The 16042-nt window shown below is 42.0% G+C and carries 14 protein-coding genes; 11 read left to right on the forward strand and 3 right to left on the reverse strand.

Annotated features, from left to right (window positions below; translation table 11 throughout):
* The first annotated feature begins 222 nt into the window (after positions 1–222).
* On the forward strand, positions 223–1488 hold the full coding sequence (metB, locus tag LPA49_RS09225) for a cystathionine gamma-synthase (protein WP_180311147.1): 1266 nt from the start codon (positions 223–225) through the stop codon (positions 1486–1488).
* Between the two features lie 4 nt (positions 1489–1492).
* Positions 1493–3838, forward strand: a complete 2346-nt coding sequence (metL, locus tag LPA49_RS09230) for a bifunctional aspartate kinase/homoserine dehydrogenase II (protein WP_180311146.1) — start codon at positions 1493–1495, stop codon at positions 3836–3838.
* An 85-nt stretch (positions 3839–3923) separates the two neighbouring features.
* Here the strand turns inward: metL and LPA49_RS09235 are convergent, their stop codons facing one another.
* Positions 3924–6434, reverse strand: a complete 2511-nt coding sequence (locus tag LPA49_RS09235) for a penicillin-binding protein 1A (protein ID WP_074989339.1) — start codon at positions 6432–6434, stop codon at positions 3924–3926.
* A gap of 132 nt (positions 6435–6566) precedes the next feature.
* Here LPA49_RS09235 and LPA49_RS09240 point away from each other — a divergent pair, with 132 nt between their 5' ends.
* The 9 genes from LPA49_RS09240 (at position 6567) to LPA49_RS09280 (ending at position 15488) form a co-directional block, all read left to right on the forward strand.
* Positions 6567–7646: a pilus assembly protein PilM gene (locus tag LPA49_RS09240; protein ID WP_074989340.1), complete on the forward strand. Its 1080-nt coding sequence runs from the start codon at positions 6567–6569 to the stop codon at positions 7644–7646.
* Positions 7634–8206 carry a PilN domain-containing protein gene (locus LPA49_RS09245; RefSeq protein ID WP_074989341.1) on the forward strand — a complete coding sequence of 191 codons (573 nt, stop codon included), beginning with the start codon at positions 7634–7636 and terminating at the stop codon, positions 8204–8206. The genes LPA49_RS09240 and LPA49_RS09245 overlap by 13 nt, the downstream gene beginning before the upstream one ends.
* Positions 8196–8801: a type 4a pilus biogenesis protein PilO gene (locus tag LPA49_RS09250; protein WP_036973195.1), complete on the forward strand. Its 606-nt coding sequence runs from the start codon at positions 8196–8198 to the stop codon at positions 8799–8801. Before LPA49_RS09245 ends, LPA49_RS09250 begins: the two co-directional genes overlap by 11 nt.
* Entirely contained in the window at positions 8798–9334 is a 537-nt protein-coding gene (locus LPA49_RS09255; RefSeq protein ID WP_036973194.1) for a pilus assembly protein PilP, read from the forward strand. The genes LPA49_RS09250 and LPA49_RS09255 overlap by 4 nt, the downstream gene beginning before the upstream one ends.
* A complete protein-coding gene (locus LPA49_RS09260; RefSeq protein WP_065978298.1) occupies positions 9321–11402 on the forward strand; it encodes a type IV pilus secretin PilQ in 2082 nt (693 codons plus the stop codon). The genes LPA49_RS09255 and LPA49_RS09260 overlap by 14 nt, the downstream gene beginning before the upstream one ends.
* A 179-nt stretch (positions 11403–11581) precedes the next feature.
* Entirely contained in the window at positions 11582–12100 is a 519-nt protein-coding gene (aroK, locus tag LPA49_RS09265; protein WP_036973192.1) for a shikimate kinase AroK, read from the forward strand.
* Between the two features lie 27 nt (positions 12101–12127).
* Complete coding sequence (aroB, locus tag LPA49_RS09270) at positions 12128–13198, forward strand: 3-dehydroquinate synthase (RefSeq protein ID WP_180311145.1); 1071 nt, start codon at positions 12128–12130, stop codon at positions 13196–13198.
* Positions 13198–14592 carry an AAA family ATPase gene (locus LPA49_RS09275; protein ID WP_180311144.1) on the forward strand — a complete coding sequence of 465 codons (1395 nt, stop codon included), beginning with the start codon at positions 13198–13200 and terminating at the stop codon, positions 14590–14592. The genes aroB and LPA49_RS09275 overlap by 1 nt, the downstream gene beginning before the upstream one ends.
* Positions 14593–14645: 53 nt before the next feature.
* Positions 14646–15488, forward strand: a complete 843-nt coding sequence (locus LPA49_RS09280) for a Dam family site-specific DNA-(adenine-N6)-methyltransferase (protein WP_036973188.1) — start codon at positions 14646–14648, stop codon at positions 15486–15488.
* Here LPA49_RS09280 and LPA49_RS09285 read toward each other — a convergent pair.
* Together LPA49_RS09285 and LPA49_RS09290 are read right to left on the reverse strand one after the other, a co-directional pair.
* Complete coding sequence (locus LPA49_RS09285; RefSeq protein WP_036973187.1) at positions 15460–15645, reverse strand: DUF2970 domain-containing protein; 186 nt, start codon at positions 15643–15645, stop codon at positions 15460–15462. The two genes, LPA49_RS09280 and LPA49_RS09285, sit on opposite strands and share 29 nt — an antisense overlap.
* 5 nt (positions 15646–15650) lie before the next feature.
* On the reverse strand, positions 15651–15947 hold the full coding sequence (locus tag LPA49_RS09290; RefSeq protein WP_036973186.1) for a hypothetical protein: 297 nt from the start codon (positions 15945–15947) through the stop codon (positions 15651–15653).
* Between the last annotated feature and the right edge of the window lie 95 nt (positions 15948–16042).

The following is a 16042-nucleotide window of genomic DNA, read 5'->3' on the forward strand; positions in this document are numbered from 1 at the left end:
AGTTGTTTCGTTGCCTCGGTTGTCAGTTGTTTACGCCTTATCCACAGCGCAAGATGCGGAAATTCTATCGCTTTAAAAAAGATAGTCAAATACTAGTTATTTAGCCATCTAGTCGTGTAAATGTATAAACTTCTATGTAATGGCGATAAATGCTTTGACTTCTCATATTTGATCATCTAACCTTTTAGACGTCTAAACATCCAATTCTAAGTAGGTGATGAAATGAGTGAAAAAAATAAAGCGACGATTGCTGTTCGTCATGGCATTGAAGCCGATAAACACCACGGTGCAGTCGTTCCACCAATTTACTTATCAACCACCTATTCGTTCGCTGATTTTGATACTAAGCGCCAATATGACTATGGCCGCAGTGGTAACCCTAACCGTGATATTTTAGCCGAAACACTCGCTGAACTAGAGGGCGGAGCTAAAGGCATTATTACTGCGACAGGCATGGCGGCTGTTCACTTAACGACACAGCTTTTGAATAGCGACGATACCTTGGTTATTCCACATGACTGTTACGGCGGTAGCTATCGTTTATTTACCTCATTAGAGAAGCGCGGTTTACTGAAACTAAAAGTGCTTGATTTAACAAAAGCTGAAAATCACCAAGAAATCTTAGCGATAAAACCTAAACTGATCTGGATTGAAACACCCAGTAACCCCATTTTACGCCTAACAGATATTAAAGCGATTACCGCCATTGCTAAACAATCCGGTGCACTTGTTGCGGCTGATAACACGTTTTTATCGCCGGCCTTGCAAAACCCGATTGAGTTTGGTGTTGATATAGTCGTGCATTCAACGACTAAATACATTAACGGTCACTCTGATGTGGTTGGCGGTGCTGTTATTGCAGCAACGCAAGAGTTGGGTGATGAACTGGCTTGGTGGGCAAATAATATTGGTATTACGGGTGCACCGTTTGATAGTTATCTTACTCTGCGTGGTTTACGCACTTTAAATGTGCGTTTAAAACAGCACCAAGAGAATGCGTTTGCAATTGCAGAATATTTAGAAGATTCACCGTTTGTGAGCCAAGTATATTATCCCGGTCTCGCTTCTCATCCTCAGCATGCGCTCGCTAAAGCACAGCAACGCGGTTTTGGTGGCATGGTGAGTTTTGATATTAAAGGCGACATTAATGACGCTGCGGCTTTTCTAACAGGCCTTAAAGAGTTTAGCTTAGCCGAATCATTGGGGGGCGTTGAGAGTTTAATTTGCCACCCTGCGACCATGACTCATGCTGGAATGGAGGCAAAAGCACGCTTAGAAGCAGGGGTGGGTGATACGTTAATTCGTATCTCTGTTGGCATTGAGGATGTAAAAGATTTAATTGCCGATTTAGACCGTGTTTTCAATTTAGTTAAACCAGGTCAGGGGCAGCAAGCCACTCAGAGCAACGCGACGCAAACGCACACGCAAGCCAATACGCAACAAAGCAGCACTTTTAAGTTAACGCCAGCACATACGGCATTGTGGTAGAAAAATGGTAAATATTGTTCATAAATTTGGTGGCTCAAGCTTAAGCTCTGCGGAGCGTTATCATGCTGTGGCAAATATTGTTTTAGCAAATACGCAGCAAGGTGATTGTGTGGTGGTGTCTGCATCGGGCAAAACAACCGACACCTTGGTAAAACTTTGGCAAAGTTATCAACAGCAAGATAGCCAAGCGGTTAGTGATATTTTATTGCTGATTGATAATAATCAGCGCGCCTTAATAGAGCAGCTGTTAGTAGCAAAAAACAAGCAGCAGGCATTGGCACAATTAAAAGATGAGCTGGCGCTATTAAATACACTTATTGCAAAACAGCAACTACAAGAAGCCGTGTTGCTAGCACATGGAGAAGTATGGTCTGCGCGTTTATTAGCGGGCTATCTAAATCAGCTGGGTGTGGCAGCACAGGATGTGGATGCACGGCAGTTATTTACATTAAATGATGGCCAACTATTGCATCAAAAGAATCAACAGCAATGCACCGATGCGATCAGTAAAGCAAAGATCAATGTGGTGACAGGCTTTATCGCTGCAGATTGTCAGGGTAAGACGGTAACACTGGGTCGTAATGGCAGTGACTACAGTGCGACCTTGTTAGCAAGCTATACCTTTGCCAAGCAAGTGTCTATTTGGACTGATACCCAAGGTGTATTCAGTACAGACCCTCGTAAGGTGAAAAACGCCGTTAAATACGCAAAAGTGTGCCGAGAGCAAGCTAATTTATTGGCTCGCTTAGGTAACCCTGTTTTACATGCAAAAACCTTATCACCGCTTAAAGACAGCGACATTAAACTTGTTGTAAGAAGTAGCTTTGATTGTGATGCCAGTCCAACTGAGGTTGTAAAAGAAGGGTATAGCAAGGCGAAGCGTTTTATTACGACCTTAGATAATATCGATTTACTGCGTGTTGATACGCTAAGCACAGGTGAAGTGGGGGAGCTGAGTCAGCTAATTCAGCACAGTTTGCATCATTTTGTGAAAGAAGGTGATACCTATTTGCTGGTACCAGGGCACAGTACTCATCAAGTGGTGAGTCACCTTGCTGGGCGGGCTAATATTGTTGAATCTAATTTAAGCGGCTGCGCGGTTGTGGCACCAAGTAGCGATGTGAGCCAGTTAGCTGAACAAGCAATTTCGCTCCTTAAAGAGCAAAGTATTCATCCACGCTTTGTACAACAAGATCAACAGTATGTGCTGCTGCTAAACGATCAAGCTATAGACAGCGATGTGCTGACCCTGTTGCATGATAAATTGGTCAACAAGGGTCAAGAACTGGCTATTATCGTGGCGGGGCTGGGTAATGTTGGTGAAGTCTTTCTATCACAGTTACAGGCTCAGTTTGTTAGGTTATCAGCTCATTATCAGATTAAAGTCGTGGCATTATTACGCTCAAAGCAAATGCTATTTAGTGCCAGTGGCTTGAACACAGAAACGTGGCAAGCGCAGTGGCAAAGTGAAGCCCAACACTACGATAAAGAAACACTGCTAACACGTATTAGCGAACTTGATTATGAACATAAAGTGGTGATTGATATCACTGCCAGTGAAGCGTTTAGCCAATTATACCCAGCACTCGTTGAGCTTAATTGCCATTTAATTAGTGCCAATAAATATGCAGGCACAGCGGCAAATGATTGGTATCAAACATTGCGCTCTAATTTAGCTGAGCGTAATTTGTTGTGGCGTTATAACACCAGCGTAGGGGCGGGCTTACCAATTAACTTTGCGTTGGCAGACTTACAAAATAGTGGTGATAGCATTCATCGTATAGAAGGGGTTTTTTCGGGGACGCTGTCGTGGTTGTGCAGTTGCTATGATGGTAACGTTCCGTTTTCTGAACTTGTGCTACAAGCGCAGCAAATGGGCTACACCGAACCTGACCCGCGTGAAGATTTATCTGGCCGAGATATGCAGCGCAAGTTACTTATTTTAGCCCGCGATTTAGGGTTAGATTTAGAGCTTGACGACATTGCATTAACGCCATTGATGCCTGAAGAACTGGCAACAGGAAGTTGGCAAGACTTCCTTGCGAACAGGCATTTGCTTGATGCATTCATCGAAGAAAAGGCTGCCATTGCACAGGCCGAAAATAAAGTTGTTCGCTACACCGGTGCAATTACGCTCGTTGATGGTAAAGCGAAAGCAGCCGTTGGCTTAGTGAATGTTGTACACGATGATGTATTAGCCAGCTTAAAGCCGGGTGATAATATTTTTGTGATTAATTCGCAGTGGTACACAGACAACGCGCTCGTCATTCAAGGCCCTGGTGCAGGAAAAGAAGTGACTGCTGCGGGAGTTCATTCAGACCTTTACTGGTTAGTGAATAACTTAAAATAATTTTGCTGATCTTAGTTTAAATAGCTAAGCAAAAAGCGCCCAATGGGCGCTTTTTTATTAGTCGAATAGAGGTGTTAAAGACTGTTTAGAACAGCTCTTCCTCTGTAGAAAGTGACTCTTCAAACACATTAGTCGGTTGCTCAAGGACATACTTCGTCGGAGCGGTGCCTTTAATAAAGTACTCAAAACGACTGGTGTAATCATTTTTATGGCTCAGTAACCCTGTTGCTAAATCAATGCGCACAGACACTAAGCCTTCAGGAAACTCAATCGGTGCCTCAGGCATACCATCTAAAGCAACTCGCATAAAATCAACCCAAGCTGGTTGAGCCGTTTTTGCGCCTGATTCAGCCCCTGATATTTGTGACTTATCAAGGTTACTGTTGTAGGTTGAACGACCCAGTGGGTTGCCTGGGTTATCAAAGCCAACCCACACAGAGGTCAGTACATTGCGATTAAAACCACTAAACCATGTATCAACAGAGTCATTCGTGGTTCCGGTTTTACCTGCTAGATCACGGCGATCAAGCGCTTGTGCACGCCAGCCAGTACCACTCCAACCTGTTTTATGTGCCCAGCTTCCGCCACCCCAAATTGCGCTGTGCATTGCTTGCGAAATTAAGAAAGCATTTTGTTTTGAGATGATACGAGGCGCGCAGCGAGGCTGAGCATTGTGTTCTAATTCTGTGGCCACCAGTTGGCTATCATCAAGTGTTGCAAAATCGGGCGTGACCTTTTGCTCTGGGGTATCACAGGCAAGCTCTGGTGTGGCTTTATATAAAGTTGTTCCAGCAGAATCTTGAATTTCAGAGATGTAATAAGGCGTAATTAAGTGCCCTCCATTTGCAAAGGCACTCATGCCGCGTGCAAGCTCAAGAGGCGTAATAGAGGCACTCCCTAATGCCAGCGACTCACTGCGGTTAATGTCGCTATTCAAAAAGCCAAACTTTAATAAATGATCTGCTGTGCGCTCTAAACCAACACCGCGTAATAACCGAACTGAAATAACGTTTTTAGATTGTGCTAAAGCACGACGAATACGAATAGGGCCATTGTAAACTGCTGGGCTATTTTTAGGACGCCATGCAACACCTTGGCTTTTGTCCCATTGGTTAATGGGGGCATCATTTAAGATTGAGGCTAAGGTATAGCCATTTTCTAACGCCGCTGAGTAAATAAATGGTTTAATATTCGAACCTACTTGGCGCTTAGCTTGTACTGCACGATTATATTGGCTTTGCTCAAAACTATACCCTCCCACAATGGCTTTTATGCGACCATCTTGAGGGTCAAGTGATACTAAGGCGCTTGATGCTTCGGGTACTTGGCTTAAAATATAACTGTCATCTGGATTCTTACGTAGCCAAATTTGTTCGCCAGCATTGAGAATTTCGGTGGCCGTTTTCGGTGCAAAACCTTGGCGATAACGGGTAATGTATTTACGTGCCCATTTTAGGCCATCCCACTCAAGGGTTATATGCTCGCCATTTTTTAGTAATACCTGCGCAGATTGCTCAGCAACATTAGTGACTACGCCCGCACGTAAAGGGCCAAACTCTTTCACGTCTTTTAGTTTATCTAAAATAGCGTCTTCGCTAAGCGGACTATCCGTATTGCTATCCCAAAGCTGCGCGGTGGCGCCTCGGTATCCATGGCGCATATCGTAGGCATGTAGATTGTCGACGAGCGCATCTTGGGCTGCTTGTTGAATATTAGACTCAACACTGGTGTATACTTTAAAACCGGTGTTGTATGCACGTTCGTGGCCGTAACGGGCCACCATTTCTGCACGCACCATTTCAGAGATATACGGTGCATAGACTTCAATTTCTGCCCCATGAAATTTAGCGGTAATTGGTGCGTTAATGGCTTCTTCGTATTCACTCTGGGTAATATATTTTTCGGTTAACATACGGCCAAGAACAACATTTCGTCGACTTTTTGCGCGTGCAGGGTTACGAATGGGGTTTAAAGCCGAAGGCGCTTTGGGGAGACCTGCAATCATTGCCATTTGAGGCAGTGTAAGCTCATTCAGTTCTTTACCGTAATACACTTGTGCAGCAGCACCTATACCGAATGCGCGGTTACCTAATTCAATTTTATTTAAATATAATTCGAGAATTTCATCTTTGCTTAATATGCTTTCTATGTGCAAAGCAATGAAGATCTCTTTCACTTTACGGATGTATGCTTTTTCACGAGTTAAGAAGAAGTTACGGGCAAGTTGCATTGTTATAGTACTTGCGCCTTGTTTCTTTTCTCCTGTAGATATGAGTACAATGGCTGAGCGGATGATACCGATAGGGTCGATACCAATATGTTCATAAAATCGATTATCTTCAGTTGCTAAAATAGCATCGATTAAAGGCTGGGGAATTTCATCGATTGTGACCGGAATGCGGCGTTTTTCACCGAATTGGTTAATCAATAAACCATCTCTAGAAAATACTTGCATAGGTGTCTGTAATTGAACGTCTTTCAGTACCTGAACGCTAGGAATATCAGGTTTAACGTAATAGTATAGACCGACTAAAGTGATTAGTCCTAAAAATGAGCAGATGATAATAAATTGTAAAGTTCGTTTTAATAAAATCACTTATATTTTCCCTAAATGGACTCCCAATTAGAATCGGAGACTGCTAGTATATATTGATTAAAAAATGAATAATATTTTTTCAGATAAAAATTATAACTTGTTTATTATTAAAACAAAGGCCAAGTTGCAAACATGCTAAGTCAGCTATTTAAAAAGCCTTCATCTATGATGGTAGGGATCGACATTGGATCGCACTGCATTAAAGCAGTGTTGTTGCAGGAGACAGACACAGGTTTGCGACTTGAGGCGTTAGCTATAGAGCCAATGCCAAAGGGAGCAATGTCTGAGCGTACAATTCAAGACATTGAAGCGATTGGCAATGTTATCGCTAAATTAAAAAGGAAAATACCTAAATCTGTTCAGGCTGCGGCAGTAGCCGTGTCTGGTCAAACCGTGATCACCAAAGTGATTTTCATGGATGTATCATTAACTGATGCTGAATTAGAGTCGCAAATTGCAATTGAGGCAGATAGCCTCATACCGTACCCACTTGATGAAGTAAATATAGACTTTGAAAAACTCGCCATTAATGAGGCCGATCCGAGCAAGGTTAATGTATTGCTCTCAGCTGCCCGTACAGAAAGTGTTGAGGCACGCGTTGGTGCTTTAGAAACGGCTAATTTAAAAGCTAAAGTGGTCGATGTAGAAAGTTATGCACTTAGTCGAACGATGGATGTGTACTACCAGCAGTTGCCAAGCGATGCGTACAATAAGTGTGTTGCTGTGGTTGATATTGGTGCCGTGCTGATGTTAGTGAGCGTGGTACAAGCGGGTGAAACTATTTATACCCGTGACCAAGTGTTCGGTGGTGATCAATATACAAATAGCATTGTTGCTTACTACAACAAAAGTTTTGATGAAGCTGAAATCGGCAAAACAACCGGTGATTTGCCGCCTAATTACACCTTTGAAGTATTGGCACCTTTCCAAACATCGTTGCTACAGCAAGTAAGACGTGCGGTGCAAATGTTCTTAACCACAAGTGGCAAAGATCATGTTGACTATATCGTTTTAACCGGTGGCACGGCGATGATTGAAGGGTTAGATCGCTTACTCATTGAAGAATTAGGAATTCATACTGTGGTTGCTGATCCTTTCGCAAACATTGAGGTTTCTCCAAGAGTTGATCGCAATGTGCTGCAGCGTCACCGAACGCAGTTTGCGATAGCTACTGGGTTGGCGTTAAGGAGCTTTTCATCATGCCACATATAAACCTACTGCCTTGGCGCGAACAACAACGTAAAGAATCACAGAATAAATTTGTGACAGTACTTTTTGCAGTTGTGGTTATCAGTTTCTTAAGTATGTATATATTAAGCTCTTTTTATAGTGGTTTACGCGAAGGGCAAAATATAAAAAATGATTTCTTAAATACAGAAATTGCCTTGCTTAATCAGCGTATCCGCGAGATTAATGATCTTGATAAGAAAAAAGAAAGCCTTCAACAACGCATGCGACTCATTGAAGAGCTACAAAGTAGTCGTAACCTTGGTACGCAGATTATGGATGAAGTGGCAAAAATAGTGCCAGCGGGTGTCTATCTTACCAAGCTTGAGCGCCAAAATGACCGTATTCATGTGATTGGTCGCAGTGAATCTAACAATCGCTTATCGACGATGTTACGACAAGTGCAAAGCTCTTATTTGTTAGAGCGACCCGTAATGCAAGGCATTGTTGCAGGTGAACAAACATCTAGGCTATTGAGTGATTTTAATATGGATTTTTACGTTAAACCGTTTGATAAAATAGGAGAAGCACCTAATGAGCCTTGATATCAAATCGTTAACTGAAATAGATTGGAATGAAATAGAACTCGAAAACATGGGCGATTGGCCCATTGCTGTAAAAGCACTGTGTTGTGCGTTTGTTGCGGCAATCGTGTTGTATTTCAGCTATAGCTTGTTAGTGTCAGACGAAATAACCAGCTATCACGCCGCGGTTGCAAAAGAAACCGAACTGCGCAATACGTACAAACAAAAATACGCTTTAGCCAGTAAATTAGAGTTATATCGTCAACAAATGGTCGACATGGAAGAAAAGTTTTCACAGCTTTTAAAACGCTTACCAACGTCGAATGAAACACCGGGGCTCCTTGACGACTTATCGTATGTGGGGACAACGAGCGGCTTAACCTTTTTGAAGATTGGCTGGTTGCCGGAAATTAAAAAAGAGTTTTACACCGAATTACCCATTAAAATTGAGGTAATAGGAACCTATCATGAGTTTGGTGACTTTGTTGGCAAAGTGGCACAGTTACCACGTATTGTGAGTTTGCATGATTTTACCATTCAAACGTCTAACGAGAATGAATTAACCTTTAGCGTTGTGGCAAAAACCTACCGTTATGAAGGGGGGCCTAAGAAATGAGAAAGCTCCCGTTAATTATTGTTATGAGCTTGCTTCTCAGCGCCTGTAATGATGATACTTCAGAACAAAAAGAGTTTATTGATCAGGTAAAAGCGAGCACGACCCCTGAGGTTGAGCCTATTCCTCAAATGGCAAAGTTTGAATATTTTGAATACAGTGCAGGTGAGTTACGTAGTCCGTTTGTCGCTCCAAAACCAGAAATAATTCAAAATAACTTGGTTCAAGTTAAAAACTGTTTACACCCAGACCCTGACCGTGTTCGTCAACCACTTGAAAAATACCCGCTCGATAACTTGTCAATGAAAGGCACTATCGGTAGTAAAGGGAGAACCTGGGCATTGATCAAAGCCGCTGACGACACGCTATATCGTGTCACAGAGGGTAATTATCTAGGTTTGTATCATGGTGAAATAAAAGAAGTGCACGACAATTATATACAATTATTAGAATTAATTCCTGATGGGTCTGGTTGTTGGAAAGAGCGTCTGACAAAACTAGAAATGTTAGAGGCAGATACAAATGGTGCAAGTTAATCGTATGAAAGGTAAAAATAAGATGCATAAAGGAATGGCTTGGTTAGTACACATGCACAAATTTATGTTGGCGGCATTGGCACTCTTAATGACGCAGACAGCGATTGCTGCTCCTCTTCTCTATGATGTGCGTTATAACCCCTTGATGAAAGGCGAAACGCAATTACAGTTAGTGTTTGATGAGGCCCTTACCTTTGAGCCAAAAGTGCAAGTGTACAATTCGCCTGCACGCATTGAGATGTTATTTAGCGATGTCGGTGTAGATAACAATGTCCGCGATGTTGAAATAAATCAGGCGGGTATTAAACATGTCAGCAGCACAATGACATCACAAGGCTTGAAAGTAACCGTTTCTTTAGAGCGTTTAAAAATTTATAAAACGACTGCGAAAGATAACATCGTCACTTTACACGTATCAGACAACCCAATCACCACCGATGAGTCGGCTGATCCGCTATCAGCAAAAAATAATTACATTAATACGGTGCAATCAATTGATTTTCGTCGCGGTGATAAAGGCGAAGCGCGCTTACTTGTGTTTTTACAAGATACGCAAGCGGCAATCGATGTACATGAAAGCGGTGGTAAAATTGTTGCAGAATTTCACCATACAGACATTTTAGACGATTTATTATATCAATTAGATGTTCTTGATTTTGGCACTGTTGTTAGCACGATAGAAACGTTTAAAGAAGATAATTTGACGCGCATTGTAATTGAACCTAATGCCGCATTTAAATTTACGCATCAGCAGATCGAAAATATCTTTACTTTGACCGTCGAAAAAGATGACTCACAACGCGCATACCTTGATGGCGGTATTGAATACCAAGGTCGCCCAATGACCTTAAACTTTCAAGATATTCCGGTCCGTGCTGTGCTGCAAATTATCGCAGGCTATAACGAGTTTAACCTTGTCACCAGCGACTCAGTGTCAGGTAACATCACATTACGCCTAGAAGGTGTGCCATGGGATCAAGCACTCGACGTGGTGTTAAAAGTGAAAGGCTTAGACAAACGCATGGATGGCACCATTTTAATGGTGGCACCGTCTGAAGAATTGGCTGCTCGCGAAGCGAAAGAGTTAAAAGCAAAACAGCAAGTTGAAGACCTAGAGCCTTTATACAGTGAATATATTCGTCTTAACTACGCGAAAGCGGAAGAGTTCGCCGATTTATTAAAAACCGACACTAACAGCATCATTTCTGCACGTGGCAGCGTGTCGGTTGATAAGCGCACCAATACACTATTAATTAAAGACACCGCTAAGAGCATAGAGAGTGTTCGCCGTATGGTTGATACGCTTGATATTGCGGTGCGACAAGTTGTTATTGAGTCTCGTATGGTGACGGTTCGTGATAACGTACAAGAAGACTTAGGTGTGCGTTGGGGCTTTAGTGACCAGCAAGGCACTGATGGCTTAGCGGGAACACTTGAAGGCGCTGAAACGATTTCAAATGGTTTGATCCCGAACGTCGCTGATCGTCTAAATGTTAACTTACCAATCTCAAACCCAGCAGGGAGCATTGGTATGCATGTTGCGAAACTTGCCAATGGCACTTTAATTGATCTCGAGCTGACTGCGCTTGAAGAAGAAAATAAAGGTGAAATCATTGCCAGCCCTCGTATTACCACAGCAAACCAGCAAAAAGCCCGTATTGAGCAAGGTACTGAAATTCCCTATGTAGAGGCTGCTTCAAGTGGTGCAACAACGGTGAGTTTCAAAAAGGCGGTATTAAGCCTTGAAGTGACACCGCATATCACGCCAGACAACAAGGTGATTCTTGACCTTATTATCACTCAAGATACACGAGGCGATACGGTACAGACTCCAACAGGCCCTGCAGTCGCTATTGATACGCAACAGATCCAAACACAAGTGTTGGTTGAAAATGGCCAAACCGTCGTACTCGGTGGTATTTTTCAACAACAAATTGTGAACTCAACAAAGAAAGTACCTCTACTAGGTGACATTCCATATTTAGGTGTGCTGTTTAGAAGTACGAGTGAATTTAATGAAAAAAGAGAGTTGCTAATCTTCGTAACACCAAAAATTCAGATAGATTAAGTGTTTTTTTCTTAAGCAACGAGCAATTCGCAGGTTTAATTGCTCGTTATGAGGCTTTTTACGCTAATTGACTTGAAATGACCAATCAATTACTGAGATAATCCCCTCCTTAATTTTGGGGCCAGGTCGTTAGGCGGGGTTTTATTTCAAATTTTAGAGTTCGTTTGTACTAAAAAGATATGGCTGAGAAACGTAATATATTTCTAGTGGGCCCTATGGGGGCTGGCAAAAGCACAATTGGTCGTCACATTGCTGACCAATTACACCTTGAATTTTTCGATTCAGATCAAGAGATCGAGCGTCGTACAGGAGCAGATATTGCTTGGGTATTCGATCTTGAGGGTGAAGAGGGCTTCCGACTTCGTGAAGAAACTGTTATTTCAGACTTAACTGAGATGCAAGGCATTGTTCTTGCTACTGGTGGTGGTTCTGTGATCAGTAAAGAAGTTCGTAATAAGCTTTCTGCTCGAGGTATCGTTGTATACCTAGAGACACCGATCGAAAAGCAGGTTGCACGCACACAGCGCGACAAGCGTCGCCCATTATTGCAAACAGAAGAAGCACCGCGCGATGTATTAGAGCGCTTAGCTGAAGAACGCGAACCGTTATACAAAGAAGTGGCTGATTTTGTTGTCCGCACTGATGAGCAAAGCGCTAAAGTTGTTGCTAATCAAATCATTGAGAAATTAGATTTTTAAAAACCAATAATAAAAAGGAAATTAGCGATGCTTGAATTAACTGTTAATTTGGACGAGCGAAGTTATCCTATTTATATTGGTCAATCTGCACTTCAACAGACAGGTCGACTCCGCGAGCACATTGGCGATTGTCGACCTATCATTATCACCAACGACACCATTGCACCTTTGTATTTAGATGATGTAATGACGTCGTTGGCTGATCTTAATCCGTTATCTTTTGTTATTCCTGATGGTGAGCAATTTAAATCACTGGATTGGTTTGAAAAGATTTCAGCGTTTTTACTTGAGCATAACTGTGGTCGTGACACCTGCTTAATTGCATTAGGCGGGGGTGTTGTAGGTGATTTAACGGGCTTTGTAGCTGCGTGTTATCAGCGTGGTGTGCCGTTTATTCAAATACCGACGACATTGTTGTCGCAAGTAGATTCATCTGTGGGCGGTAAAACAGCGGTTAACCATCCGCTGGGTAAAAACATGATTGGTGCTTTTTACCAACCGCAAGCTGTGTTTATTGATACCAAATCATTGCATACTCTGCCAGAGCGCGAGTTTGCAGCCGGTATGGCAGAAGTAATCAAGTACGGCTTAATCTACGATACAGAGCTATTTGCTTATCTTGAGCAAAATATCGCAAAGCTAAAGTCACTTGACGAGCAAACGCTTCAGCATGTGATTTATCGTTGCTGCGAAATCAAAGCACTTATTGTTGCAGAAGATGAAAAAGAAGCTGGTTTACGTGCACTCCTAAACCTGGGCCATACTTTTGGTCATGCTATTGAAGCACAAATGGGTTACGGTAATTGGTTGCATGGAGAAGCCGTGGCGGCAGGTATGGTGCTTGCAGCCCGACTGGCACACACGCGAGGCGACTTATCAGCATCTGAGGTTGAGCGTATTGTGCTGTTAATATCACAGTATGATTTACCTGTGGATATTCCAAGCGAGATGACCAGTGAGCAGTTTCTGATTCATATGCGCAAAGATAAAAAAAATAAAAAAGGCACCATTCGCTTTATTCTTCCTACACAATTTGGTCAATGTGCGCTGGTCAGTGATGTAACCGATCAGCAGGTCTGTGATTTAATAGCGCGCTAATGCAATCACAAATATTGCCTAGCCGTGCAGCGCTAGTTGATCGTATTGCCCTCCAATTCGAATATGGGCAGAACCTAATATGCTTATTAGGCGCATCAGGATTAGGAAAAAGTTATTTGTTGGAAACGTTTATTACCGACAAATATCTTGAGTTCAACAAAGCATTTGTACAACTTTCTGGCAAGATGACTGATCAACAGTTCATCACTGAGCTACTCGAACAAAACTTTCGTAACCCACTGATTGATCACACCCTCAGTTTATCTGAAAACTTTTATCAGCTTTATAAACAACAACCCTGCGGTAATTGTTTGTGGGTGATTGATGGCGGCCGTCATTTATCAGATGAAATGATCCAACAGTTAGAAACGTTAGCCAAACAAAGCCCAACAACTTTATATATTTTGCTTGCCTCACAATCATCGGGGCAGTTTACGCAAGCGGTTGAAATTCATCTTGAAGCATTGAACATAAGTGAAAGTAAGCAGCTAATGCGCTGGTTCTTTGATAACTTACCTGTTGAGGAAGACCCTGTATTTCGTACTTTTTTACAAGAAGCACAGGGCAATCCAGCGTTGCTACTTGAATGGCAACCTGAGCTACAAACTGCTGATATTCGTGCGCCAGAAAAAAGTTATAAGCTGCTGTATATCATTTTATTGTTGTTAACGACCATGCTGTTGATTATTGGCTTTTTATACAAAGCTGATATGACTCAGTGGTGGAAAGCGCATTATCAACAAGATACCGCCTTACCTGTGGAAACGGCACTTTCTACTGACGCTGTTGTTAACTCGCAAAGAGACACCGAACTTAACGCCGGTGAGCAGCCAGAACCAGAACGAGCACCAGAGCTGCCATCGCCAACAGTTGAAACCGCAGAGGTTATTAAGCAACCCGCTGAAAAGCATGAAAATAATGTTGCTGCAATTGTTGATAGCCTCGCGCCAGATAAAACGATTGAGCAACCATCACAGCCAATAGAAACGCCAAGCAGTGATGAAATTGCCGCTGCGCTTACATCTGATGCGAAAAATACTGATAACATTGATTCATTCATAGAAGAGCCTGTGAATGACAAACCGCCACTACTTAGCGGTAATGCTTGGTATTTAGCACAGCCAGACAATAATTTTGTTATTCAGCTATTGGCTGTCACGAACCCACAGATCAGCGAGAAATTTATCGCTGAAAATACCTTACAAGGGCAAGTGAATACTTATAAAAGCATGCGCAGTGGCAAGCCATGGTGGATTGTCACTTATGGCAGTTTTTCGACCTTAAGTGATGCTAAGAAAGCAGCCTTATCACTTTCTGAAAATGTGCGTAAAAATCAGCCTTTTTATAAAAAAATAAGTAAAATTAAACAAGAAATCGCTTCACTAGATCAGTAAATTAAAACTGATTAGTGTAAAATCGCGCAACACTGAATTGAAGTTAAGAGCAGATGCAGCAAAAGACCAGGGCCTTCCTTAAATGGGCAGGCGGAAAATACAGCCTAGTTGAGGACATTCACGCCCGTTTAAAACAAGCGAGTATGAATGCAGACACCTTAGTTGAGCCTTTTGTTGGTGCGGGTTCAGTGTTTTTAAATACTGATTTTAAGCATTATATTTTGAATGATATCAATGCAGATCTCATCAATTTATACACTGAGTTAAAGCGCTCGCCAGATGAGTTTATTAGCGACGCTAAAAAGTTGTTTGTTGAATTAAACAACCACCCAGAAGCTTACTATGAATATCGTGTGCAGTTTAATCAAAGTAGCGATGTGTATGAGCGTGCTATTTTATTCTTATACATGAATCGTCATGGTTATAATGGTCTATGCCGTTATAACTTGAAGGGGATTTTTAACGTCCCCTTTGGAAAATATAAACGTCCCTATTTCCCTGAAAAAGAAATGAGCTTTTTTGCTGAGAAAGCACAGCAAGCTACGTTTACCTGCCTAGGCTATGACGAAGTCTTTAAGCTTATTCCTGAAAACGCTGTTGTGTACTGTGACCCACCGTATGTGCCGCTCAGTAAAACCGCGTCTTTTACGTCATATGCCAAAGGGGGGTTTAACTTAGATGATCAAGCAAACCTAGCAAATTTAGCCGAGCAAGCTGCTTTTGAAAACAATACACCAGTGCTTATCTCGAATCATGATACGGTCTGGACGCGTAAAATATACAGCCAAGCATCATTAGACGAAATTCAAGTTAAGCGAACAATCAGCCCTAAAGGCGGTTCACGCAATAAAGTCAATGAGTTAATGGCTATGTACTTAGCACCAAAGACACGGTGAAATAGATAGCAGCGACGAAAAGAATAAATAAGATGAGGGCAATCACAGCGAGGGAGCTGAGTGAATGCTCTTTGAAATCAGCTTGACGTTTGTCTTCTGATTGAACACCAAAAAATGCCGCAACGACACTTTGTAATGCACTAAAGAATTTTTTCATGCGATTTAGAACGTTGAGCCTAAACCGCTAACTTTCTTTGATTCTTCGCTGCTAGTTAACAGTTCAAGTAAATCTAAGTAATGAAATTGAGCACTACGGCTATCGCCCGTTATCCACGAAAACCAACCCGTTTCTTTATTAGTTTGAATACATTGATTAGTCGAAGACGATACAGTAATCGTATTGCATTGACAGTCTGATGTGGCTGCTAGAAATGTATCTTCATCATTTGAAGAAAGTGATACAAAAGCAGTAACTGAAAGTGCGGACGCGATTAAGATCCCAGTTTTAAAAGCACGCATTGTAATAACCTTTGTTTGTGTTATTTAGACAAGCATACATAAAAGTTGTTCAAATAACAAACTTAATTAATGCTGAATTAGATGATTTTTTAGTA

The organism is Pseudoalteromonas sp. MB41 (genome assembly GCF_020966275.1).
GTDB classification, from domain to species: domain Bacteria; phylum Pseudomonadota; class Gammaproteobacteria; order Enterobacterales; family Alteromonadaceae; genus Pseudoalteromonas; species Pseudoalteromonas lipolytica.

Bases quoted from the DNA above. Each gene is read 5' to 3' on its own strand.
- metB (WP_180311147.1), top strand. From the start codon at position 223: ATGAGTGAAAAAAATAAAGCGACGATTGCTGTTCGTCATGGCATTGAA.
- metL (WP_180311146.1), top strand. From the start codon at position 1,493: ATGGTAAATATTGTTCATAAATTTGGTGGCTCAAGCTTAAGCTCTGCG.
- LPA49_RS09240 (WP_074989340.1), top strand. From the start codon at position 6,567: ATGCTAAGTCAGCTATTTAAAAAGCCTTCATCTATGATGGTAGGGATC.
- LPA49_RS09245 (WP_074989341.1), top strand. From the start codon at position 7,634: ATGCCACATATAAACCTACTGCCTTGGCGCGAACAACAACGTAAAGAA.
- LPA49_RS09250 (WP_036973195.1), top strand. From the start codon at position 8,196: ATGAGCCTTGATATCAAATCGTTAACTGAAATAGATTGGAATGAAATA.
- LPA49_RS09255 (WP_036973194.1), top strand. From the start codon at position 8,798: ATGAGAAAGCTCCCGTTAATTATTGTTATGAGCTTGCTTCTCAGCGCC.
- LPA49_RS09260 (WP_065978298.1), top strand. From the start codon at position 9,321: ATGGTGCAAGTTAATCGTATGAAAGGTAAAAATAAGATGCATAAAGGA.
- aroK (WP_036973192.1), top strand. From the start codon at position 11,582: ATGGCTGAGAAACGTAATATATTTCTAGTGGGCCCTATGGGGGCTGGC.
- aroB (WP_180311145.1), top strand. From the start codon at position 12,128: ATGCTTGAATTAACTGTTAATTTGGACGAGCGAAGTTATCCTATTTAT.
- LPA49_RS09275 (WP_180311144.1), top strand. From the start codon at position 13,198: ATGCAATCACAAATATTGCCTAGCCGTGCAGCGCTAGTTGATCGTATT.
- LPA49_RS09280 (WP_036973188.1), top strand. From the start codon at position 14,646: ATGCAGCAAAAGACCAGGGCCTTCCTTAAATGGGCAGGCGGAAAATAC.
- LPA49_RS09285 (WP_036973187.1), bottom strand. From the start codon at position 15,645: ATGAAAAAATTCTTTAGTGCATTACAAAGTGTCGTTGCGGCATTTTTT.
- LPA49_RS09290 (WP_036973186.1), bottom strand. From the start codon at position 15,947: ATGCGTGCTTTTAAAACTGGGATCTTAATCGCGTCCGCACTTTCAGTT.